A 22353-nucleotide genomic window follows, 5' to 3' on the forward strand; every position below is an offset into this window, starting at 1 on the left:
GGCATAGACCCCAAAGGGAGAGGATACACGATGGGCAGAGAGTACAAATTTAGAGTGTGGGATATATTGGGCAAACGGATGCTGCAATGGGGAGACATATTCGACCTTCCAGCGTGGGAGATATTCCCCGGTACGCCGGAGCAGCGTGCATTCAATGTGATGCAGTACACCGGGTTAGATGATGTAGAAGAAACGGAGATTTATGACGGACACCTTTGCACTGATGATGGAGTTTCAGTATTACAGGTCCTTTGGTTGGATAGCCATCATCAATGGGGAGTGAAGGTCATATCCGGCAGCGGCACACTGAGCATCGGACTGGAGTTTCCTCTCTGGCACTGGGATAACTGCAAGCAGAATGGATACCGGCAGTTGAAGATTATCGGTGATGTTTACACTAATCCAGAACTACTAGAGGTATAAGGGAGGGTTAACAGATGGAAAACGTATTGATCATTTGGTTGAATGGCACACCCGCTGATGTAGCTAAGCAGGCGGTAAAGGCGGCGCTAAGCCATAGCTACAGCATTGATGAACGGGAACTGCAGCAGATTGATAACGGATTTGAATTCACTTTTGACGATGAAACAGGCGGAAGTGCCAGAGTTGAGTTCATATATGATGCACGCTGGGAACCACTCTTGTCTATAAAAATTACTACTGATTTATTTTGGGAAGCAATTCGACTTTATGATTTAGTGAAAGGCTGCTTTGAAGACGATTCAGAGGTATAAGGGGGAGAAGAGAATGGATAAAGTCTCAGTAATGGTGATGCGCAACAAGACGAACGCAGAACGGTATCTTGCAGCAAATGCTGACGTTGGAGATTGGGACGATGAGAACCTGGACGTTACCATAGCCGACATTCAGAACGCCTATATGATTGTGCGCAAAGATAAGCTTGCTCCAACCGCCGCGGATTTTGAAGAACACAAGAAATGGCATACAGAGCTGAAACGTGTGCTTACTGAGAAGTATGGTCCCGATCCGTTTATGTCACTGGATTTCGAAGCAGTAAGCGAATATTACGAGCCGGTGAATGTGGAGATCACGCACGAACAACTTCAGTATGCACAAGAACTGATGGAATAGATTGAGGGGGATAAGAGGATATGCGACAAGCAGATATTAAAGTTGGCGTGACCTATCACAACGGAAAAACGGGCAACCGATCATACTCGGCCCGCGAGGTTTTAAAAACAGGAGCTCCTTACATGGACTGGATGTATGGGAAAATGCGGGATGGGGTCAAATACAAGCAGATTGCGGGTCCAAATAAAGGATGGATACTTACACTGAGTCCCAGATCATTTGCTCAATGGGCGAAAGGTGAGGTTACGGCCGAAGGCAACCATCCGGCGGAATAATCCCAGCGAATGCGGGGGCCGGATAATGGTTTAGGGGTTATCTGGCTCCCCATAAAGAAAGGAACAACCCACATGATACCTTGGAAAATATACGAAAGACTAGCGTTTGAACGGACTGAAGAAAAAATCGAAGAAAAGACATTCCTCGTGGTAGATGTGGATGGTCTGTTTTGGACTTGTAGATACGATGGAGGGATATGGAGAGACGATTCAAACGATAGCCTTAACAACATGGTAGAGGAAGTCACTCATTACGCCCATATCAACCTACCAGGGGAGGATAAAGCAGATGCCTAAAGGAGACGCAATCGTATTAGCCCTTGCAAGCTTTTCACTCGGTATATTGGTCTGCCAGATGATATTCGCATGGCCCACAAAGAAGAAAGGGTGATGACAATGCCTAAGATGATAGACAGCGAAAAACTTATCTCATATCTCACTGACATGAAAAACAAATATCCTGGTCCAGTAGGCGGGGCGCTTTATGTTGTGCTGCAACAGATAGAATACGGCACCTTTGACCCCACACCACCAGTACAGCCAGACACCGAAGAGTTGAGCCAAGAGGATATCGAGGAATTGTCAGTAATGTTTAAGAGCATGAAACAATCCTTTGACTCAATTCAAGGACACTTAAATGGGATGAACACCACGCTTGATATGTTTGGCGATCTAAAGGATCCAGAACCACCAACCAGGGGAGGAAACAGACAATGCCTAAACTAATTGATGCAGATAAGCTGCTTAAATGTTTGAATGCAGAGATGAAATAATTTGATTGTCGGACATCCCCATACAGTCGAGGCAGATATGAAGCATACGAATGGGTTGTCGCTCGCATTCAGTCAGGCACGTTTGACCCCACACCACCAGTACAGCCAGACATCAAACTGTGGGATAAGGTACGGCATAAGGACCATCCCGGATTGATCGGGGAAGTATGGGAGAACCCCAGAGTTAAAGCGCGTTTTGAAGGCCAGGCGCCGGACTATTACCGTTTAGACAAACTGGAGGTCATAACCGATGATCCCTCCACTTAAACCCATAACAGGCTGGCCCGGATACTTTGTGAGTGAGGATGGGCAAGTATATAGCACACGCAACAACCAGGAGCGCAATATGATCCCGGTTAAAGTAAATCGATACGGCAAAGTGGCATTGTATAACATGGGCTATCACAAGCAACTCAAGCCACAGGAGCTGGCAGCAAAGGCATGGCAGCCGAGATGGTATGACAAAAATGAGGGAGTGAATAGCAATGTCAAATGAAGATATCAGCGACTACAATCTATTTGATGATGATTTCGAGGAATTCCAGCGCCGGGGCATGGAAGCCTACGGCATAACTGAATCGCAATTATCCGTAGTAACTCCGTATGAAATGCACTCTATACTAATCGTAAATATGTAAGACAAACGCAAGGAGGTTATGTCAATGATTGAGTTGATTCCAGCACCGAAGAACGACTTCACTCCTAAAAATGATTTGGCTGATATTACGAGAGCCTATCAGGTCCAGTTCTTCACAAATGCAGATCAGGAGGACATCCGAAAAGCCTTGTGGCTGCTGAACAGTTACCGGACCATCAAGGGATTAGTCGATGATTATGAATTCACTTTAAAAAAGAAGCTTGAAAACGGCCTGAATGAATATGATATGGCCGGTGTAGAAGGGGCTGTAAAACGCCTGAATTCAAGTGATCACATCTCAAATCTTCCAGCAAATGTTCTCATAGCAAAGGAAACGAGACACCTTAACTATCTTCTCTACAAGCTCGTGACAGAAGCAGTCATGCATGCAGCAAATAACATCATTGATCCGCATGAGTACAAGATCGTAGAATTGCTGTTTACCGGGGAAAGGAAGTTCCGGTACAAAGACGCAGTTGAGTATATGAGACATGAAAGGAAAAAAGGGATCTACAGCATAGAGGCTACTACGTTCGCTGAGAAGCGCAGAAAGGTCATTGCTTCACTGGCAAACACATTGTTATTTAATGGTACGCTGGATTATGTAACGATCGATTACGGACGAGGCCGAAATAAAGAAGGTGAAATCGGATTAAGACAACTTAACCGCGAAGGGTAGATACCTGGAGCGGTATTTTTTTGCCTATTAACCTAATAAGGCGTGATTTCCGTAGCTTAGTAGCATTAAGCCCCAAATATAATAAAGATACCGAGGCGAGAGCTTCCGTACTACTCCATATCTGGTTGCGGTAATCTGTGACGGGCATATCACACCGCAGCTCATACCCGACACCTCCTGGGCAACCGTGATCTCAACGGCGAAAGATATGGATCGAGAGCGCATCCGTCTGGACGCGCAAATAAGTTCCAGACATCATATAAAAACAGTCGATGGCCTTCTGCAGGGGTTAGTGCTAAGGGGAACTCCTGATAAGAGTTCTATGCTCAAGCACCATTGACTGTTTTTATGGTTTTAAAATGTAAAAAAACACCAAAATGATTCTTGGTGTTTTACATATATTTATTCATTACCAGAACTTCGGGATCTAAATCGTCGATCCCTTAGTGTAGTTCTGGCGTTAACGTGATATTTCATTTTTTAGGCGATATCTTCAAGGTCAATTTACTTTTTAATACCGTAAATACAATTTCATAGGCATCAAGTAAATCTTTATTCAAAGTGATAACATCGCCATTAATCTTGATTTCCACGTCAAACACCTCCTTTCGGAAAGCGTAAGAACGGAGTGAGTGATATCTCACACATATACAGCTTAATTTAATTATGGGAAAAAGTAAAGATTTTAGAGGAGGTAGTGAAATGAAATTTGTCCAGCCGATCCGCGATCCCGTGAAACTATCATCCATTCAGAAATACCTTAGGAGTCAAAGCCATCGTAATTACATTTTATTTCAAATTGGAATCAATACCGGCTACCGCATCTCAGACATCCTTCCTCTCACTGTACTGGACGTTAAGGGAACTCACATCACAATCCGGGAGCAGAAAACAGGCAAGGTCAAGAAAGTTCCGATCCGCAAGTCCCTCAGAAAAGACCTAGATGTATATATATCTAACAAAAGGGATGGAGACCTGCTATTCCCCAGCAGGAACCGAAAAGGAAGTCGAAAGCCCCAGCCGATCACTCGCAGCATGGCCTATAAGATCATCCGGGAAGCTGCAGCTGAGTTCGGACTTCCTGATATCGGTACGCACTCCATGAGAAAAACCTTCGGGTACAACTTTTACAATGAAAAGAAAGACATCGTGTTACTGATGGACCTTTTCAACCACACCGAGGAAAGCGTGACTTTGAGGTATGTAGGCATTCACCAGGATACCCTAGACGATGCCTTAGACGATTTTGAGCTGTAGTGAACTCTCTTCAATAGGGTCATGATGAACTCAAAATAGGTGATATTCAAGAAGTGTTATCAGATCAAGCCTTTGCGATCATTTTACAGTTACACACAATACGTATTGAAGAGAATTTAATTAACAGTATCTAGGTGAAACTGGATTGATACACCAGAACATTCGGATATGTAGTGAAAAAAGGTTAGTGTAACGCTGAGTGGTCAGAAGGCTCTCCGCGTTCTTTCCAACTCGAATACTCAAAACGGCGGTGAATTATGAGCTTAGATAAGAGTGATAATCGAAAAAAGGCCCTCAAAATGTGGCTTGATAGCGGCAAATCCATGAAGCTGAAGGATATTGCCGAAAAAATAGGCGTGAGCTATGGTCTCGTCCGCAAATGGAAGTCCGTGGACAAGTGGGAAGACTTACCCGACAAGCGCGGACGCGGTGGACAGAAGGGCAATAAGAACGCAAAGGGCAACAAGGGCGGTCCCGGAGGCCCACCTGGAAACGACAAGGCGGTCACTCACGGTATGTTCCGTAAGTTTGAACCGCAAGATCCTGAATACCTTGCAATCCTGGACATGGCCCAGCAGATGGACCCTATCGACATGATCTGGTACAACATCACTAAGGGATTTCAAAAAATTATATATGCTCAGCGAATTTTCTTTATTCAAGATAAGGACGATATGACCAAGGAGCTTAAAAAATCAAAACTGGCAACTACAAAGGATATGGATATAGAAGAGACTGAATGGGAAATTCAATTCGCCTGGGACAAGTATGCAGCCGCAATCAAAGCGGAAGCTGTTATCATGCGTGAGCTGCGCGGTGCAATCAAACAGTTCCTTGCTATAGCCCCTGAAGACGATGAGCGCCGCCTGAAGCTTGAACAGATGAAAGCAGATGTAGAGAAGACCAAAATGCAGATCGAAGAACTTAAGAACGGAGAGAACGATAAGCCTACCGAGATTAATGTGAAGAGGTGGTCTCATGTCAACCGTTCTGGATCTTGATCCGTTTGAAGGTTGGTCGCCGCATGACAAACAAATTGAAGTCATGGAAAGTGAAGCTCGGAATAACGTACTGAATTGCGGACGGCGTGGCGGGAAGACGAATGTTGGAGCGCGGAAGTTCTTCGATAACATCCTGGCCGATATTGAACGTGGCAAGGGGTTGCCCTACAAGCCCCCCAAGAACCTAAGGAAGATGAAGAAGCCTAAGCCCAAGCTTGAATACTGGTGTGTGTCACCAACCTATGCCATGTCTGAAATCCAACAAGAGGAACTATCAGACGTATTGCCTGAAGATATGATTGAATCGTGGGACCTATCCAAGAACCGAGTCTGGTTAAAGGGATGGGTCCTTATTCAATTTAAGTCAGCGGACAACCCTAAATCGCTCGTTGGTAAAGGACTGGACGGCGTATGGCTGGATGAAGCAAGCAAGATGAAGGCCGAGACATGGACAGGTTACCTATCCTATGCACTGGCTGACAAAGGCGGCTGGAGCGTGTGGACGACAACCCCTGAAGGCATTAACTGGTTCGCAGAGGATATTGTCCTACGAGGCCAATTCATTGATGCAGGGCTTGAGGAAGAACAGTACCTCAACGACCCAGAGTGGCGAAACTTTTACTGGACTTCACTCGACAACCCGATCCCGGAACTGCAACGAAACATTCAGCGAATGATTGAGACATACCCAGAACGGTACGTAGACCGCGAGATCAGAGCGAAGTTTAACGTATTCCACGGGCAGGTATATGACGAATTTAAGCGGACCACGCACGTTGTAGATATGCGCTGCCTGGACGAAAGCATTCACCTTTATGAGGTCGCCTATCCAGACGGCAGCACAAAGGACATTACCTTCAGCCGTTTCATAGGCGGCATGGATCATGGATGGAATGATCCGGCCGTATTGCTGGCTATAGGTTGCATAGGCGAGGACTATTACATCGTGGAGGAATCGTATGCCCAGCATGTCAATGTACTTGTGGTCGGGAATGACGGGGCATTAGAAGACTGCCTTGTTAAGCGCTACAAGGAAATGAACGAAAGGTATCGCTTCGATGAGATATGGGCTGACCCATCCGAGCCGGAATACATCAGCACGTACAAGAATTACGATTTACCTGTGAGAGAGGCTAACAACACCATAGGCCCGGGTATACGAGAGGTAGCCACTCTATACAAGGTGAAGGAAGGCACAGGCCGACCAAACATCTATGTGAATCGGGAGTGTAAGAATGAGATCAAAGAAACTGAAAATTATAAGTGGAAGGAGAAAGCCGGACAGCATACCGAGGAACCAGAGGATAAGAATAACCATACCCAGGATTCTAAACGGTACGCGATATATAATGATCGTGAGGGTGATTCTGGATTTTCATTTGGTTAATAAGTGTCGTTATGTCTTTAAAGGGAAACATTACCTGTTTGTCGAATTCTGACAATGGGAGAGTGATTACTATGAGCAAAGTTCATATTTTTTGGGATAACAGCAACATACATTATGTTGGACTGAATCAGATTGTTAAAGTGATGGAACCAGAAGTAAACACCAAGTTGTTTAGGACGTATTTTAAAGGTCTATTACAATTGGCTTTAAACGGTCGAACATCAGGGAAATTGTATTTGGCTGGCAGTGTTCCGCCAAAAGGAGACGAATTATGGGAACATATTAAAGCTCAAGGTATAGAAGTTGAATTGTTAAAACGAACTTCGGACAACAAAGAAAATGCAAATGACGTTTCTATCCAGGCTTCGATGCTTAGGACTATGATGGATAACCTTGGTTCTGGTGATACATTTGTTATCCTGACTGGTGATGGGGCAAGAGGAGTCCTCGGAGAAGGATTTTTAGCTGATTTAGAAAGAGCATTCAAAGCTGGATTCAAGGTTGAGCTTATGGCTTGGGAAGCTAGTTGTAATAGATATTTAAAGGATTTTGCTTTGAAGAGTGGAACATTCTCCCCTCTAGAAGATCATTATTTTGAGATTACTTTTATTGAGGGAGGAAGAAGGCCGTTGCCGTTAACTTTAAAACCATAAATCCGTAGTGGAGCAGAAACGAACTAACGATATCATTAATCAATAGCAGTATGAACAAATACAGAAGGTCAGGAAACTTTTCCTGCCTTCTATTTTTATGTCTGGAGGAATGATAACTATGAATCGCATAAACGAGAAAGATCAGCTTCGGTTGGATTGTATCGCAGACCCGATTCAAAATTTAATCAATTGGCGAGACAGCTTTAATGCTATGCCCAAAAAGAAACTTCGTCCTCAACTCTTGAAGAAAATTAAAATGCATCCGGAATTCTTCGAGCAACTCAAAGAACATTTGTCACCTGAAGATTCACTGTCAGTGTCTGATCGACAGGTTGCGAAATATTTCGGTGTTCCGTTTGAAATTGTTCCTGAATTGAAGAAGAGTTTTGAGTGTATCTACATTAATTAATGAGGTGAAAGCAATGAATGAAACTGTTGAGTTTGTTCAATTCGCTATCAATCAATGGCGGGAGAAGAGGGAAGCGGCGTTCCGTAAATACAATCTTGTCTTAGAAGAAGTTTACGCGAAAGGCGATTTTGATAGTCTCCCGCCTGAATGTCTCATGGCCGTGTGTTACGTAGATGCTTATGCATGCGTCCTAGCCAAAATCCGTAGCGGCGCTGAACTAAACGGGTGATATCCTTAATTCATAGAAGTCTGCAAGGAAAGGAGGTAACACCTTGGGTGTAAGACAGATCATCATTGATTGGCTTGCGGCAGGCAGAACTAAGAATGAGCCAGAACGACAGACAGACCCCTATCCGCAATCGTGGGGATGGTGGGGCCGGAGCGGGAATAAACAACCTATTCCAAAGCGAACGCCGACAAATCTTAGAACTTTGAGCGAATCACCTATACCTCGTAGAGCGATCAATGTCGTGAAGGATGGCATAACAAAACTTAATTGGTCAGTGGCTGCCATCGATGAGAACGATGCTGAAAAGTATCAAGAACTTTGCAAGATCATTGAGAGATCTCTACTAAAGCCGAACCCATCAGATTCGTTCAGGTCTTGGCTTGAGCAGATTGTCGAGGATATGCTTGTATGTAGCGCTGGAAGTTCAGAAATGCTCAAGGCTGGTGATCCGTTGAGACCGTTCAGGATGTATCCAGTAGACTCCTTTTCGATAGACCTTCATCCAGATTGGGATGGAAAGTCTGATTCTTATCGCTTCGCCCAACGAGTTAACGGGAAATATGTACACCTCACGGCTTCGGAATTGATGTATATCCGAATGAATCCAAGAACTAACACTCCATTCGGACTTTCTCCACTTGAAACGGTATGGGAATCGGCGAATAACTTCATTGACGCTCATAAGTCAGCGGGGAATCAAACCAAAGGCACATTTCTTCGAAAGTTATTAAATCTTGGGAAGACGGCTGACTCGAAGGCCGTGACCGCCTTTCGATCATTCTGGGACTCTGAAGTTCAGGGACAAGGGAAATTCCCGATCATCGGTGGAGAGAACCCGAGCGTGTTGGATTTAGGAGCTACTGATGATAAGGCACTCTTCCTTGAGTGGCAGCGATTTCTCATCGAGATCATTGCAATATCCTTCGGTGTATCTCCGAAAAAGCTGGGACAGACAAAGGATGTAAACCGGACTACGGCAGAAAGTGAAGACGAGGACACGGAGGCCACAGTACAATCTATTGCCGAGAACATCGTTGAACACATTAACAATCACATCATTGATGGCATCTTTAAAATGGGCGGCGTGATCGAATTCAAGTTCCTTTATGCCACATCCCTGAAGGACTTGAAGACCCAGGCTGACATTGACGCAATATACTTGGACAGGAGAACATGGACGCCGGATGAAGTAAGAGACAAGCAAGGGAAGAAAGCCCTGCCTAACCAACACGGAGAGGTGCTACTACAACCAAGTAAAAACACGGTTGTTGATATAAATAAGACCCAGGAAGAATTAGCAGCTGCTAAAGCGCCGCCAGATCCAACTGAAGCCGAACCGAATAAGGAAGACCCAAACACCGAGGAAACGTAACGGTGTTTTTATTTTGCCCTGAAGGGAGGTGAGAACCAAAAATGCTTAAGACGTTGAAAATGAGCAATTCAAAAATGCGCGTTCAGGACTTTAAACTCTCTGACGCTGGGAGTCACCCCAATAAGGTGCCGTTCAAATGCGTGTTATTCATGGTCGATCAGCCGAGTGACGGTTCGCCTTCAGGGGCAGGTGGTAAACTGATCCGCATTTCTTCAAGTGTCTGCGATCAGTATCTTCAAACATTCGTGGGAATGGCGCTTAACATCGATTACGCCGCAGGGATGGCAGACCATGAACCGCGTTTCAAGGTGGCTGTGATCGATAAGGCTTACCGTTCCATGGATGGCTGCGTCTGGGTGGACGGCTACATTTACGGCAAGGATTTCCCAGATGTCGTTGCGACTATCCGTTACTACAACGGCCTAGCTGCTGAATACAACTGGGGCGAGTATCAATTCGGAGCTTCGCTGGAAATGGAAGCCACAGTACAAGACGCAACGGATATGGAAAATGTACTAGATGTGATTGAATTCTGCGGTACCGGCGCTGCAATCCTTTTCGCCGATGCTGCTGCCTATAAAACAACTAGCTTTGCGGCTAAGAACAACAAACCAAAGGAGGATGTCAAAATGACTCCAGAAGAAATCAAGGCAATGCAGGATGCGATGAAAGCTATTCAAGATGGTATGACCACCATCACGGCTAGTGTACAAAGCGTGGTTACAGAGGTTGGCTCAATCAAGTCAGATCTCACAAATATGAAAGCAGCCAAGGAAGAGGCTGAACAAAAGACTGCCGAAGAACAAGCGGCAGCAGATCTCAAAGCCGCACAGGACAAAACAACAGCGCTCGAAAAAGAACTTGCTGATTTGAAGGCTGGCAAGACAACTGCAACACCTCCAGAACCAGAACGTAAGACTGTTTCTGCTGCTAATCTGCTTTCCAAATACGGAAAGACAGAAGAAAGTGGCGCGACAGACTACAAGACGTTCTGCGCTTCCGTTGATGCCCTAAACCTTCCGTCTTCCGAGTCTATGAGACTTAAATTCCAAGCCAAAGCGCAGTTTGAAAAGGAGAGTGTGTAATTAATGAACAGCAGAGTAGGCCAAGCGCATTCCATTGACGTAGCAGCAGCAACACAGTTCCAAGGACCAGGCGCGATTATCGTTGATGATTTCCAACGCGAGATTACAGACGCTCTTCGTCGTACGTCAGTATTGGATGGTCGCATGCAGTATGTACCGGCAACCGGAGACATTTCCACGTATTACGAACAAAATACAATCAACGGCGGGGCATCGGTAGATCCTCGAAACCCTTCCGCGACTGCAACCAGTAATCCGCGCACACCTCACGGATTGAAGATCAAGGCCAGCACAAACCAAGTGAACTTTGGTCACTACGATGTCATCCTGGGGCAACAACAAGCCAATTTCCCAGAGTTGAAAGCCAAGGATTTAAACGACATGATTAACGGTGTAGCCTTGCATCATGGCCGTATGTTGTGGAGAGGGACTGATACCTCTCTCGCGGTACCGACGACACTTCAATACATGGGCATTCCTAAGCAGATCACAAACACATTTACTGTTGGTGCTGCTGGATCAATTGTTTCGGCTATCCGCGCTAAGGTTGCGGCGATGATCGCCAGTGAGCTCTATGAATTGTTGCCATCGGCAATCTATATTCATCCAATTGCTCACCACTATCTGGAAGAAGAAGAGCGCCTTTTGGGTAATAACAGCACACAAATCAGTAATCTTAAAAAGACAACTGTTGCCGGCCTGGAAGTATTGGCTGTAATGACTGCAGCGGGGCTATTGCCAATCATTCCTGAGCCATTCATGCCGTCCGCAGTAAATGCAACAACTTCAGCTAACACCGACTACGGAATTGCAATTGTCACTGAGTCGATGATTGAGTACCACTATGTAGGCGAAAAGGGCATCTACTTGTTCCAGATGGGAACTGTTACTGATCTTCAGGAAAAATACGTTGCTATCAAATACGGTGCGCCAGTTGCAAAGGGCCCGGGCTATGCTCATGCATATGGCACAATTGAACGCCCTACAATCACAGCAGTAGCTTAGTAAACAAACGCAGGGCGGCAGCAGTCGCCCTGCGAACATAAGGAGGCGAAGACATGAAAAAGAAAGAAGAAACCGCAGGTGAAGGCCAATCCGAAGGAGTCAAACCCGGCGAAGGTTCAATGCCAGAAATTAAGGATGATGATGAAGGTTCTGGAGCACCTGAGAAAAATGATTCTCAGAAAGAGGTGATAAACTTCAGGGGCGTTGTTCTCAAGGGGACTGATAGCCAGAAGATCGGTCCGCATACTCTTTTCATTGGATCTAAGATTGTTAACTTTGTGGACGGAAAAGCTGATGTACAGGATGATATCGCTGCGGAACTTGAAGATATGGGTTATATCGAATGAGTCAATACCTGACCATGGCCGACACTGACTACGTGCCCGCAGGAGTAGCGCTAAGCATCTCATCGATCATTAGAGCGTCTGCCATCATTGACGGGCGCTGTAAGCGTGAGATCGGCGTTACAACCTACACAGAACGTATACCGTTGACAGATCAACGGGGACACCTGTCCTACTACCCTGTCAAGGACGTCACAGAGGTCAAAGGTAGAGCAGCATACGGAATAACTGGAGATAACTTCTTCGGTGCTCCTGGCTTTGCGGATGCAGACCTAAGCGTCTTGGACGTGGATAAAGAAATCGGTGCGGTGTTTTGTGGAGGTTCGCCATTTGGAGCGCCATATGCTGAGCTAGAGGTTACCTACACCAGCGGCTGGGACCCCATCCCCGATAAAGTGAAGGTGGCTTGTGGGTTGCTAATTGCTCAGCTTTCCGGTAGCGCAAACTCAAATGTCAAAATGAGAAAAGACGTAGACTCCACAATCGAATACTTCGGGAACGATATGATCACTCCTGAGATAGCGGATCTGCTGTCTGAGTATCAGCATCGTTCCTTCAGGTAGGTGAGAAGGATGTTTCATGAATTCGCGCACCGGCACACGCCCTGTACAGTGGATGGAGTTCCGGAGGCGGTTATATTGTCTCGCGGAGCAAGCGGATCATCCCAGTTTGGGAGGGAATCTGACTATATCGGACGTTTTTCACCAGAATCGTCAGTGTTTCCAGGCGCTTTGATTGAGACAGAAGAAACGTTTCTTGTCTGTTCGTTGCGTACAACACCGGACCGTGATAAATACTGCGGGTTGGTAAAGACAAACATGATCGTCAAAGTGCAGCGGTACTCGCAGCAATATGATGAAAATGACAACCCTATCGGCGATGAGGAATATCAGACTATTGCTGAAGGCGTTGTCACTTTTGCTCAATACGTCACAGCGCGGCTACGCCAGGACGATCCAGGCTTACTGCCCTCCACAACATACACGTTGCAGTTACAAACAACGGTTGACATAAAAGACCCACAAGACGCCATTCATCCTGATCAAGTTATACTCCACGGTAAAGCTTATCAGGTGGATGCCGTCGATGTTGTTAAGTACCCCAATCTCCTGCATGTGCAGTTATCGGACAGTGTACGATGATTACTGGATATGACATTCCGAGAATCCAACGCGACCTGGAGAACAAACTGGCGGTTGAAATCACCGGACTCACAAAGCTGGTACTTATGACAGCCAAGGGCGGTATACGGTACTATCCAGCAGTGAGAGATAAACTACAAATGGAAATGTTTGTACTGGCTAACCACATGATCTCAGGAGACATCACCGCAGATTACTGGCAGGCCTGGCTTGAGCAGTTTGGTAAAGGATCGCTGATGGCTGATAGCAGTCAGAACCCGGGTTTGGTTACCTACATGAACTCCGATGCGTGGAATCGGCTAAGATCACGGAGCAGCAAGGTTGTTGTCGGGCGCGGCCAAGGGAACTACAAGAGCATTGATGGCACAATGCGTTTCTCAGGTGGTGGATATGCTGGAGTGGACCTGGAGGAATTGGCAGAGCGGGGAGATATTGATCCAAAGTTCAAGCCGACACCGCCGACTTATTTCCTGCGTATCGCTATCCACTCCAACCGCAACCGAATCCTTCAAGGCATCGCTGAAGTGATTGAGAACTTCCCGTATCATCGGTACTTTCTGGAGGACAAGCAATGAGCTTACAACTGATTGACGCTATACAGAACACACATAAGGCTGACGCTGCGTTTATGGCGTTATTGGGCCTTACACCTGCCGCAGTATCTACCGACATGGTCAAGCGCTTCACGAAGGGCGTAGAGCCTGAGATTGTGGTATCAAAAGATACAGTACCTCATATCTGCCAATACATCATGCCAGGGCAATATAGCCGAAATCACCTTGTTTTTAAGGGGAAGTTTTGTCTGGATTTCTATGGCAAGACAGGTTACGAGGCAAAGCTTCTGTTTGAGAGTTCCTTCAAACTTTTTCATGACAAGCGGGTAGTTCAGCCTAAATTTCATTCGTTTCTTTGCGATCTTGTGTATGACGGAGACTTCGCAACAGGAATCAGCGGAGTAAAGGGCTATAAAGGCATCTATGATATCGACTATATCCGTATGAATTAAGCAGTACAGCAGGACAAACGGCAATTTAAAGTATAAGTAAAGAGGTATGAGGAATGAGGTGAACTGATGACGGATAAACCCGAACTCAAGAAAGAGCCCAGTGAAGTCGAGAAGCTGGTGAAAGAAAAAGTTTCACTGGCTAAGAAGTTGGGATTGATGGAACGAGGCTCAAAGCCGGTTGAAGGTTACGAAAAAACAGATGAATACAAACGCATTGCTGAAATTGATTTGCGTTTATGGGAACTGATCAAATAACCTGATCAGTTCCTTTTTTATTACCCAGGGAGGGATAATCGAATGCAAGAACCATTAGTATTTGATGGAGTCGGCAAGATCTGGATGAGAGAGCTGGACGGAACACTCAGATATATCGATGAAAAAATTAACAGCGTCATGTTTGCACCTCAGTTCTCTTGGACTAAAGTCTTCGGAGGACAATCCGGCTATGCTTTTCACTTGACCGCACAAGACCTTCAGGACGTTCTCACAATCGAATTGCCGCGTTACTCTGCTGTCATTGCTGAGATTTCGCAAGGAGCTGAGACGAAGACTGGCCCTGTTGAGATCGATGAGAACGAAGAAGGTATTCTTAGTGCAACGGGTTATGCCATTACAGGAATCGAAGCGTTCGGAGGCACATTTGTCGCGGCAAGCGATGAAGTTTATCTTAAAGCGATTGATGGTGGACTGACCAAGCTTGAGAGAGTAGCGTCAGCACCAACCATTGAGCAGTATTCAATCTCGGCAAGTGGCGTTATCACATCGGCGGCTGGGAATTTAAACAAGAATGTGATTGTGACCTATAAATGGTCCAAGCAAGGAACATCAAGCAACTTCAAAGGCACGCGGCGACCGAAACCATTCAAATTCGTTCACAGGTTTGAACTGATCAATGATCGCACAGGGCAGCCAGTGCAAGTACAATTAACAGTTCACAAAGCTGTGGGCGGAGGTACGCTGAATGTCGGCGCTGCGCGGAAGACGCCAAGTACAAGCACGCTTAACTTAGAGGTCTTGGAAGCGGACGTTACTCCAGACAATCCCGAAGGCATTGCAGCAACGATTATTTTCGTGGACTAACCTATATACCAACATCAAGAGATCCCTCGCTGCTATAGTGGGGGATTTATCTATTTGAGGAGGAATGCACGTTGGAGACACAAATTAACGAGACATTAAATATCGGATCTGAAGTAACACTTGCGGCAGCAACGAAAGAACATCCTGCACTGATCAAGAACATTAAAATTGGAACCATTGGAATGATCAAACGTGTTCGAGTAATCATGAAGGATGCTCCGTATAAATTCTCCGAATCCATTGGCCGTGAGAAATGGACTTCAAGTGAATCTGATTCTGTGCTGGATTGGCCGGCAGTGGAGGCGGCGTACCGGCAGGCGTTCGATATCGTCCTCGATGGCGGATTGTCTGAAGAAGATTACGAACGGGTAGATGAGCAAGGAATTGAGGAGTTGGAAAAACTCATAACCCGATTTCTTTGAGGAGTCATTCCCACCAGATCCGGAGGACGCCGAAGAAGATAACGCAAACGAAGGGACGGATGAAGTCCGAGAGCAAACACTTCTTGATGCTTGGGCTTTGTGCGTAACCTTAGGCATACCGGACAGCGAATGGGAGAACATGACTTTTCCTAAAATATATGCACTTAAGCGAATTAGAAAGAGAAATCAAGAGTTTCAGATTGCCCTTCATGGTGGAGAGATCGAAAAGAAACCAAAGAAGGCTACTCATCTCTCTGATCTTGGAATCTATCTTTAATGAATTGCACAGAGGTCTCCGCATCATGCCGGGGGCCTCTTTTTCTGTATACAGACCTATTTCCAGCGGTAAGGAAAATTTTCCTGAACCAACACAAGGGGTGAATTACATTGGCAGATACAAATAGGGATGTTGTTGGGGCGCGTATTAGTCTCGACACCTCAAAAATGATCCCTGCATTTAAGGCGATTGACCAGGGGGCTAAAGCAAACGCTGAGACATTCAAAATATTAAACTCTGAAATCTCCGTCACCACAAAGAATTATAGTGCGTTGGCTGCGGCATCCAATAAACTCGCTTTAACATCGGATGAACGCAGAAAGAAGATCATGGATGAATCTGCTGCTCTAATCAAGCAACGGACGGCACAAGCAGAGTTAATTCAAGCCAAAAAGAGTCAGTTAGATCAAGGGAACAAGATGATCGAAGCTAAACTTGCAGCGCAAGAAGCAATCGTACGCAAGAGGTATGACGCTATAGAGCAGCAAGAACGAGAACACCAGAAGCGCATGGAGATCTTGCAAAATAAAGCAACTTCGAGCGCGTTAAAGACTACTTCAGGTATCCCTTCCTCAACCTCAACGGACACGACTCGTGAACGGGTTCTGATGCAGGAACAAGCTATTCGGCAGAAGTTAGCACAGATGGCTGAGAAGGAAAGTCAACAAGCGAAAAAGCATGCGGCTGATTATGAAGCTTTTTGGCTTAAGGCTCTGCGGAGTAAAGAGCAGAAAGCAGCCCAACTTGCAGCCAAGGAAAATGCCGAGGCAAGAAGGAACGCAGCAAATTATGAGAAATTCTGGCTTAACGCTTTGCAGTCAAGGGATCGGAAGGAAGCGCAGGTCCGAGAGAGGGCTCTACAAGAAGAACAGCGCATTCGCAGATCATTGACGCAAACCCAGTCTCAGATCAACGGAATTACGGGTACAGCGGCGCAATTCGCTATGACTGGTACTTTGTACTACGCCTTTACACGAGGGGCGACAGAAGCAATTAGCCTTCTTAAAGACTTTGAATATGAGTTGGTTAACGTACAACGTGTTATGGGGACATCGGCAGACGTTGACTATGTGAAGGATTCCATGATAAGCAGCGCAAAGGAGTATGGATATGCTCTTCGCGAAGTAGCAAGCGTGTATACTCTTATTGCTCAGAATGGTTTTGATGAAAAGCAGACGGAACAATTAGCCAGAACAGCACTTATGGCTAAAAATGTTGAGCAATCCTTTCAAAGCGCATCCCAGGCACAGGAGCTAATGACAGGGGCGATTCTCAACTATGGTATGGCCGCAGAAGATGCAGAACGTCTCCTTGATCGGCTCAATGAAGTCTCCAATAATTTCCCGACTACCTCTAAAAAGTTGCTAGAAGGTATTAACCGAGTAGGCGCGACAGCCAAGAATGCCGGTGTTGATATTGATGAGCTCATTGGTTACCTAACTGTTCTTAACCAAGCTGGATTTAGCGGCGCGGTTGCCGGTAATGCTATCAAATCTTTTATCAGTTATGCAAGCAGACCAATTGCAATCGACAAATTGGAGAAGTATGTAGGCGTAATGAAACAAGCTGATGGAGAAATGATGGACTTCCCGGAACTGCTCAGCAAAATAGCGGCACAATGGGACAATCTCTCGGATGTGGAACGCAATGAAGTTACGCAGGCAATCGCCCGCGGAGATCAAGCATCCCGTTTTATTGCATTGATGAACAATTACAGCAAAGTAGTAGATGTAGCCAAAGTATCTGAGGAGTCTTTCGGATCAGCGCAGCGAGAAAACACGCTGACAATGGGTACATTAACTAAACAATCCGAGCAACTCCGTGCTTCATGGGATGAACTGATTGTTTCTATTGGCGAGAGTGGTTTGTTGGGTGGACTAAAACTAATCGTACACCAAGCAACCATCCTTTTAGATGGCTTTAACAACCTCCCGGCACCGATCAAGAATACCGTGACTAGCGTTCTCTTGCTCGGTGGAGCGATTACAGTCCTAAATACTGGGGCGAGAATTTTGACTGGTCAGACCCTCGTATCGCTGGCGACAGGTGTAGCAGGAGCAGCCAAGGCTATGCTTGGCATGAAAGTTGCTACCGATGCTGCTAACGTATCACAGAAGGCATTCATAGCGACTCCCTTAGGAGCTGCTTTAACAGGGATCGCGCTTGCGATTGGGGTTGCTACAACTGCTTGGGCGTATTACAAAGGCAAACAGAGTGAAGTGAGTGCCGAAACCATGCAACAGAATCGGCAGACGGCAGAATTGGTTAGCAGATACGATGAGTTAAAAGCAATCGTTGATGACAATGCAAGATCGGACAAAGAGGTTTACGCTGCAAAGTCTGAACTAGTTAATGTGATGGATCGTCTCGGCGCAACCATGCCGGGTTTAGTCTCGCAATGGGATGAGCTTGGAAAAGCCAAGGAAGTGGATATTGATTTAATTGAAGAATGGAAGTCAAGATACTCCGACAGTATAAAGATCGTTGAGCAAGCAAACCTGGACGCTGCTACAAAACGAAAAGCGGAATTAGAGGAAGAGATAAAATATACCGATTTAGCAATAAGAAATGCATCTGAGAGTGACTTGAGTATCGTTGACAAAGCGCTAGGAAAAACAGTACAGACGCTGCGCGAAACTTGGGGAAGAGAAATGATCAATCTCGGAACTGAACTTTCCCGGGAAGAACAGAAAATACATGCCAGCCAAAAGGCTTTGGATGCACTCAATGGAGTTACGGCAGATGGAGCGGCAACCAACAGTAGGTTAGCCTCGGCAGCAGCAGACTCCGCGGACTCAATGGAGAGTTTTTCCGATTCAGCAAATGCAGCCGGTTCCGCCACGGCAGAAGTGTCGGATGAAGTCAAAGAACTCATTAAGGCGCAAGAAGAGTGGGAGTCGACGGTCAAAGGGAACAGCCAAACCGTATCAGAACTCAACGGAGTGCTAAATGATCTGGCAAAGGGGCAATCCCTCAATGCTTCCAATGCGACTGAATTAATCAACAAGTACCCTGAGTTAGCATCAGCAATATATAAGACTGCTGATGGATGGGCATTTGAAACAGGTGCTGTAAATGATCTTCGCAAAATGAAGATACAGAAAGCGATCGATGATCTTAATTCTGAAAAAGCTTCCGCATTTAATACAAAAGTCGCAACTGATGAAAGACTAGGAGCATACAAGATTGAAGCAGAAGCCATTAAAAGTTTAGCTCAGTTAAAAGCTCAATTGAACGGTCAGAAGGTAATAACCGGCAGCAACGTAACAACTACTGGGGATGATCTGAAATACTTCAAGACTCAGTTTAAAGATGCGGGTATTGCTCAAGCAGCAGCAGAAGCAGGAATACAAGCGATAATTGATGATTACGATACCGCAGCCAAATTGTATGACGATAAGATAGATGCTCTTGGAAGTATGTATCAAGATCCTAAATTTGGAGTCGCTCCCGAAAAGGAGAAGAAGGGTAAAAGCGATGCTGATAAGGCAGCGGACAAGTCGAGAAAAGAGGCTGAGAAGGCCGCCAAAGAAGCAGCAGATAAACGCAAAGAGGCCTACGCCGATGACCTGGATAATTTTAAGTACATCGCAGAACGTCATAACTGGAGCATCGATCAGCAAGCAGCGGGATATGAGCGCCTCAAAAAGCGTCATGCCACATATTTAGCTGAAGACAAGGACGCAATGAAGCAGTGGAGCCGGGATGTTGTAGCCTTGAGTGACAAACGGTATGACGAGGACAAGGCCAATCTCGAAAAGAAAACAGAGCGCATGCGTCAGGCTAATCTCCAAGAGATTGAGATGGTTAAGGCATCCCTCGACTTTTATACCAAGGAAGCTAAAAGAGCTTACTTAACAGCAGAGCAAAAGACCGAAGCGGACAAACAGGTCTTTGACTTATCGAAACAGTACAACGAGCTACGATATACCAACTCCACGAACTGGATCGATAAAGAAGCCTTGAAAATGGAGATGGCCGGGAAGAGCAAGAAGAATATCATTACCATGGAGCTACAGGCGTACGAGCGCATGTATTCCGATAAGAATCGAACTGCAGAACAAAGTTTTGCATTGGAGAAGAACATCTACGAACAAAAGAAAGCACTGCTTGAACAAGGATACGCTGACTTCCAGAAGGACTTGAGCCATCGTAAAGCCATGGGACAGGTCACTACGGCCCAGGAGCTACAAGAGTGGTTAAAGGTCCAAGCTATGTATCGTGATGGCACAGAGCAGCGACTAGAAGCGGATGAGCAGGTGTACGCCCTTCGCCAAAAGCTGATCGAGGATGAGACAAAATCTGTTGATACATTAGCCAAGAACTATAAATCTAAAATCGAGTCTACTAGAGATACTGCGATCAAGGCTATAGAAGCTGAACGAGACGCTTATCTCGCCGGTAAAGATGCTGAAATCCAAGCAATTGATGATCTTCTAAGCAAGCAGCAGGAACTTAATGCTGACCAGGACTACGAGAGCGCGCTGAAAGAAAAGCAAGCACGGCTGGCTCTGCTGGCTTCGGCGGTTGGTCCGGATGGGATTGCAGAACGCGTGCAGGTTCAGAAGGATATCGAGAAACTTCAGCTGGACCACGAGCGAGAGCTGGCAAAGCGCGGACTCGAAGAGCAGAAAAGAGCCCTGCAAGATGAGAAAGACACTAAGAAAGCGGCGTTTGACAAGGACATCGAAACTGCTAAATCGCATTATGAGGAACTGATTACAGCCTTCGATAGTTTTTCTTCAGAAACTACAAACCGAGCTGAAGTTATGAAAAACATCCAAGTGCTGAAGGAATCGGAAAAGAACGCGGAGATCCTCGCCCAACTGGACCAGTTTATCGCAGACTATCAAGCTAAGATGAGTGCAATTACTACCCTATCACCTACTGTGAGCGGCGTTGCGGCCCCCGGCACATCTTCTGATTTATCTCAGAAGCAGCGCGATCTAATGGAGTATAACGCCAATAAGGACGCCTGGGACGCAGCCAAAGCAGCCAGCAACAAAGCGGAAATGGAGCGGTTGGCGGCGCGCAATGAGGAACTGCGCAAAAAATATGGCATCGTTAAGGATACTGGTAAACTTCAAACCTTTTCGGAAGGCGGACCGGTGAAGGGGATACGCGGAGCTGCAACCATTATAGAGGCTCATGGCGGTGAGATTGTCCTGAACGATCGACAGCAGAGCAATCTATTCAAACTGCTGAACTTCAAAATGCCTTCAATAGATTTCTCTATGCCAAGCTTCTCAATGCCAGCAGTATCAGGGGGTTCAAATCCGCAGCGGATAAACAGTACAAGCGTGACGTTTACAGGGGATACTTATATTACAGACGAATCTGTAGCAAGGGTATATTGGACTGAGAAAGACAGCTTTGTGCGCAGGTCACAATCGAGATCGGGGGCGAAATAAGTGATTGCAGCAACAGCGGACGGCGTTGCATTTGAGAGTATTGGGCTTGGGCTGAAATCTCATAATATACCTGTTTTGCCCCCAACGAAGGACAATACTATTGAATTGGCTGACCGTGATGGAGCGGTCGATTTTGGCTCAACTTACGGCCCCAGGATATTCAATCTTGATTGTATAGTCATGGCTGATGATCCGACATTGGATTACCAAAGGAGAGTCGCTCTTGTAGCGGCTCTTTTTAATATCCGAAAAAGGGATATCGTATTTACGTTCGGCGATCTTATTGGCAAAAGATATGTTGGTCGATATGCCGGAACAATGGACATTACCAAACTCATCTTTGACGGTGAAGTATCAATCCCCATTAAGATGAATAGTCCATGGCCCGAATCAACCCAAGACACTACTGTCCGTGAATACGGTCAGGGATTAGAGTACGGTCAAGGGTATTTGTACAGTGATTATGCGGTTTGGATTGGTTCCAGCGGACAAAACATTGTTGTGCGAAACGAAGGCAGTATATCAGCATATCCGGTTTTGAGGATTAGCGGCGCTTTTTCGAGTTTTAGTCTTACAGACGGAGTTTCTACCCTTGTTCTGTCTGGTACGAGTAGCGCTTCGGACGTTTGGGAGATCAATTGCGATCCTGGAGAATGTACCGTCCGCCTCAACGGTCAAAATGCATATTTCAGAAGCAATGGCGTTTTCTTTGAGCTTCGGCCTGGGAATACAACTTTCACAGTGTCAGGCGGATCACTGGCTTTTAACTTGGCATTTGTATTCCGGTACAAGTATCTCTATTGAGAGGAGGAAGTAC

General features: G+C 45.9%; 27 protein-coding genes. All 27 read left to right on the forward strand.

Annotation, left to right across the window (positions count from 1 at the left end):
- Nucleotides 1–30: 30 nt before the first annotated feature.
- The 27 genes from KDC22_RS14355 (at nt 31) to KDC22_RS14485 (ending at nt 22340) form a co-directional block, all read left to right on the forward strand.
- Complete coding sequence (locus KDC22_RS14355) at nt 31–423, forward strand: YopX family protein (protein ID WP_211723524.1); 393 nt, start codon at nt 31–33, stop codon at nt 421–423.
- Between the two features lie 14 nt (nt 424–437).
- Complete coding sequence (locus KDC22_RS14360) at nt 438–734, forward strand: hypothetical protein (protein ID WP_211723525.1); 297 nt, start codon at nt 438–440, stop codon at nt 732–734.
- 13 nt (nt 735–747) lie between these two features.
- Nucleotides 748–1092: a hypothetical protein gene (locus KDC22_RS14365; protein ID WP_211723526.1), complete on the forward strand. Its 345-nt coding sequence runs from the start codon at nt 748–750 to the stop codon at nt 1090–1092.
- Nucleotides 1093–1112: 20 nt separating this feature from the next.
- A complete protein-coding gene (locus KDC22_RS14370) occupies nt 1113–1367 on the forward strand; it encodes a hypothetical protein (protein WP_211723527.1) in 255 nt (84 codons plus the stop codon).
- Between the two features lie 72 nt (nt 1368–1439).
- Nucleotides 1440–1664 (forward strand): hypothetical protein, encoded by a 225-nt coding sequence (locus tag KDC22_RS14375; protein ID WP_211723528.1) that lies wholly within the window; start codon nt 1440–1442, stop codon nt 1662–1664.
- 69 nt (nt 1665–1733) lie between these two features.
- The gene (locus KDC22_RS14380; protein ID WP_211723529.1) at nt 1734–2093 is read left to right on the forward strand and encodes a hypothetical protein; all 360 of its coding nucleotides are present in this window, start codon (nt 1734–1736) and stop codon (nt 2091–2093) included.
- Nucleotides 2094–2625: 532 nt separating this feature from the next.
- Nucleotides 2626–2778, forward strand: coding sequence for a hypothetical protein (locus KDC22_RS14385; RefSeq protein WP_211723530.1), 153 nt, complete (start codon nt 2626–2628; stop codon nt 2776–2778).
- A gap of 24 nt (nt 2779–2802) precedes the next feature.
- Entirely contained in the window at nt 2803–3456 is a 654-nt protein-coding gene (locus tag KDC22_RS14390) for a hypothetical protein (protein ID WP_211723531.1), read from the forward strand.
- A gap of 702 nt (nt 3457–4158) precedes the next feature.
- A complete protein-coding gene (locus KDC22_RS14395) occupies nt 4159–4713 on the forward strand; it encodes a site-specific integrase (protein WP_211723532.1) in 555 nt (184 codons plus the stop codon).
- Between the two features lie 257 nt (nt 4714–4970).
- Nucleotides 4971–5714, forward strand: coding sequence for a phage terminase small subunit (terS, locus tag KDC22_RS14400; RefSeq protein WP_211723533.1), 744 nt, complete (start codon nt 4971–4973; stop codon nt 5712–5714).
- The gene (locus KDC22_RS14405) at nt 5692–7101 is read left to right on the forward strand and encodes a terminase large subunit domain-containing protein (RefSeq protein ID WP_211723534.1); all 1410 of its coding nucleotides are present in this window, start codon (nt 5692–5694) and stop codon (nt 7099–7101) included. Before terS ends, KDC22_RS14405 begins: the two co-directional genes overlap by 23 nt.
- Nucleotides 7102–7172: 71 nt before the next feature.
- On the forward strand, nt 7173–7754 hold the full coding sequence (locus tag KDC22_RS14410; protein ID WP_211723535.1) for an NYN domain-containing protein: 582 nt from the start codon (nt 7173–7175) through the stop codon (nt 7752–7754).
- A gap of 118 nt (nt 7755–7872) precedes the next feature.
- Nucleotides 7873–8163 carry a hypothetical protein gene (locus tag KDC22_RS14415; protein WP_211723536.1) on the forward strand — a complete coding sequence of 97 codons (291 nt, stop codon included), beginning with the start codon at nt 7873–7875 and terminating at the stop codon, nt 8161–8163.
- Between the two features lie 13 nt (nt 8164–8176).
- The gene (locus KDC22_RS14420; protein ID WP_211723537.1) at nt 8177–8392 is read left to right on the forward strand and encodes a hypothetical protein; all 216 of its coding nucleotides are present in this window, start codon (nt 8177–8179) and stop codon (nt 8390–8392) included.
- Between the two features lie 43 nt (nt 8393–8435).
- Entirely contained in the window at nt 8436–9764 is a 1329-nt protein-coding gene (locus KDC22_RS14425; RefSeq protein WP_211723538.1) for a phage portal protein, read from the forward strand.
- Nucleotides 9765–9805: 41 nt separating this feature from the next.
- The gene (locus KDC22_RS14430; RefSeq protein WP_211723539.1) at nt 9806–10849 is read left to right on the forward strand and encodes a 3-oxoacyl-ACP reductase; all 1044 of its coding nucleotides are present in this window, start codon (nt 9806–9808) and stop codon (nt 10847–10849) included.
- Between the two features lie 3 nt (nt 10850–10852).
- Entirely contained in the window at nt 10853–11854 is a 1002-nt protein-coding gene (locus KDC22_RS14435; RefSeq protein ID WP_211723540.1) for a hypothetical protein, read from the forward strand.
- 53 nt (nt 11855–11907) lie between these two features.
- Entirely contained in the window at nt 11908–12201 is a 294-nt protein-coding gene (locus KDC22_RS14440) for a hypothetical protein (protein WP_211723541.1), read from the forward strand.
- The gene (locus KDC22_RS14445) at nt 12198–12761 is read left to right on the forward strand and encodes a hypothetical protein (RefSeq protein WP_211723542.1); all 564 of its coding nucleotides are present in this window, start codon (nt 12198–12200) and stop codon (nt 12759–12761) included. Before KDC22_RS14440 ends, KDC22_RS14445 begins: the two co-directional genes overlap by 4 nt.
- 48 nt (nt 12762–12809) lie before the next feature.
- The gene (locus KDC22_RS14450; protein WP_246553572.1) at nt 12810–13340 is read left to right on the forward strand and encodes a hypothetical protein; all 531 of its coding nucleotides are present in this window, start codon (nt 12810–12812) and stop codon (nt 13338–13340) included.
- Nucleotides 13337–13915, forward strand: a complete 579-nt coding sequence (locus tag KDC22_RS14455) for a hypothetical protein (RefSeq protein WP_211723544.1) — start codon at nt 13337–13339, stop codon at nt 13913–13915. Before KDC22_RS14450 ends, KDC22_RS14455 begins: the two co-directional genes overlap by 4 nt.
- Nucleotides 13912–14346: a hypothetical protein gene (locus KDC22_RS14460; RefSeq protein WP_211723545.1), complete on the forward strand. Its 435-nt coding sequence runs from the start codon at nt 13912–13914 to the stop codon at nt 14344–14346. Before KDC22_RS14455 ends, KDC22_RS14460 begins: the two co-directional genes overlap by 4 nt.
- Before the next feature lie 66 nt (nt 14347–14412).
- Complete coding sequence (locus tag KDC22_RS14465) at nt 14413–14601, forward strand: hypothetical protein (RefSeq protein ID WP_211723546.1); 189 nt, start codon at nt 14413–14415, stop codon at nt 14599–14601.
- A 42-nt stretch (nt 14602–14643) separates the two neighbouring features.
- Nucleotides 14644–15426, forward strand: a complete 783-nt coding sequence (locus KDC22_RS14470; RefSeq protein ID WP_211723547.1) for a hypothetical protein — start codon at nt 14644–14646, stop codon at nt 15424–15426.
- A 71-nt stretch (nt 15427–15497) separates the two neighbouring features.
- Nucleotides 15498–15848 carry a hypothetical protein gene (locus KDC22_RS14475; RefSeq protein ID WP_211723548.1) on the forward strand — a complete coding sequence of 117 codons (351 nt, stop codon included), beginning with the start codon at nt 15498–15500 and terminating at the stop codon, nt 15846–15848.
- A gap of 387 nt (nt 15849–16235) precedes the next feature.
- A complete protein-coding gene (locus KDC22_RS14480) occupies nt 16236–21536 on the forward strand; it encodes a phage tail tape measure protein (protein ID WP_211723549.1) in 5301 nt (1766 codons plus the stop codon).
- Nucleotides 21537–22340, forward strand: coding sequence for a phage tail domain-containing protein (locus KDC22_RS14485; RefSeq protein WP_211723550.1), 804 nt, complete (start codon nt 21537–21539; stop codon nt 22338–22340).
- Nucleotides 22341–22353 lie beyond the last annotated feature (13 nt).

Origin of the sequence: Paenibacillus tritici (assembly GCF_018207515.1) — a bacterium.
GTDB lineage: Bacteria > Bacillota > Bacilli > Paenibacillales > Paenibacillaceae > Paenibacillus_AQ > Paenibacillus_AQ tritici.

What these genes read in the sequence shown, in the direction of transcription:
- KDC22_RS14435 (WP_211723540.1), top strand. Translation starts at nt 10,853, where the DNA reads ATGAACAGCAGAGTAGGCCAAGCGCATTCCATTGACGTAGCAGCAGCA.
- KDC22_RS14405 (WP_211723534.1), top strand. Translation starts at nt 5,692, where the DNA reads ATGTCAACCGTTCTGGATCTTGATCCGTTTGAAGGTTGGTCGCCGCAT.
- KDC22_RS14390 (WP_211723531.1), top strand. Translation starts at nt 2,803, where the DNA reads ATGATTGAGTTGATTCCAGCACCGAAGAACGACTTCACTCCTAAAAAT.
- KDC22_RS14465 (WP_211723546.1), top strand. Translation starts at nt 14,413, where the DNA reads ATGACGGATAAACCCGAACTCAAGAAAGAGCCCAGTGAAGTCGAGAAG.
- KDC22_RS14470 (WP_211723547.1), top strand. Translation starts at nt 14,644, where the DNA reads ATGCAAGAACCATTAGTATTTGATGGAGTCGGCAAGATCTGGATGAGA.
- KDC22_RS14365 (WP_211723526.1), top strand. Translation starts at nt 748, where the DNA reads ATGGATAAAGTCTCAGTAATGGTGATGCGCAACAAGACGAACGCAGAA.
- KDC22_RS14375 (WP_211723528.1), top strand. Translation starts at nt 1,440, where the DNA reads ATGATACCTTGGAAAATATACGAAAGACTAGCGTTTGAACGGACTGAA.
- KDC22_RS14360 (WP_211723525.1), top strand. Translation starts at nt 438, where the DNA reads ATGGAAAACGTATTGATCATTTGGTTGAATGGCACACCCGCTGATGTA.
- KDC22_RS14420 (WP_211723537.1), top strand. Translation starts at nt 8,177, where the DNA reads ATGAATGAAACTGTTGAGTTTGTTCAATTCGCTATCAATCAATGGCGG.
- KDC22_RS14370 (WP_211723527.1), top strand. Translation starts at nt 1,113, where the DNA reads ATGCGACAAGCAGATATTAAAGTTGGCGTGACCTATCACAACGGAAAA.
- KDC22_RS14380 (WP_211723529.1), top strand. Translation starts at nt 1,734, where the DNA reads ATGGCCCACAAAGAAGAAAGGGTGATGACAATGCCTAAGATGATAGAC.
- KDC22_RS14395 (WP_211723532.1), top strand. Translation starts at nt 4,159, where the DNA reads ATGAAATTTGTCCAGCCGATCCGCGATCCCGTGAAACTATCATCCATT.
- KDC22_RS14410 (WP_211723535.1), top strand. Translation starts at nt 7,173, where the DNA reads ATGAGCAAAGTTCATATTTTTTGGGATAACAGCAACATACATTATGTT.
- KDC22_RS14460 (WP_211723545.1), top strand. Translation starts at nt 13,912, where the DNA reads ATGAGCTTACAACTGATTGACGCTATACAGAACACACATAAGGCTGAC.
- KDC22_RS14430 (WP_211723539.1), top strand. Translation starts at nt 9,806, where the DNA reads ATGCTTAAGACGTTGAAAATGAGCAATTCAAAAATGCGCGTTCAGGAC.
- terS (WP_211723533.1), top strand. Translation starts at nt 4,971, where the DNA reads ATGAGCTTAGATAAGAGTGATAATCGAAAAAAGGCCCTCAAAATGTGG.
- KDC22_RS14455 (WP_211723544.1), top strand. Translation starts at nt 13,337, where the DNA reads ATGATTACTGGATATGACATTCCGAGAATCCAACGCGACCTGGAGAAC.
- KDC22_RS14445 (WP_211723542.1), top strand. Translation starts at nt 12,198, where the DNA reads ATGAGTCAATACCTGACCATGGCCGACACTGACTACGTGCCCGCAGGA.
- KDC22_RS14415 (WP_211723536.1), top strand. Translation starts at nt 7,873, where the DNA reads ATGAATCGCATAAACGAGAAAGATCAGCTTCGGTTGGATTGTATCGCA.
- KDC22_RS14355 (WP_211723524.1), top strand. Translation starts at nt 31, where the DNA reads ATGGGCAGAGAGTACAAATTTAGAGTGTGGGATATATTGGGCAAACGG.
- KDC22_RS14440 (WP_211723541.1), top strand. Translation starts at nt 11,908, where the DNA reads ATGAAAAAGAAAGAAGAAACCGCAGGTGAAGGCCAATCCGAAGGAGTC.
- KDC22_RS14385 (WP_211723530.1), top strand. Translation starts at nt 2,626, where the DNA reads ATGTCAAATGAAGATATCAGCGACTACAATCTATTTGATGATGATTTC.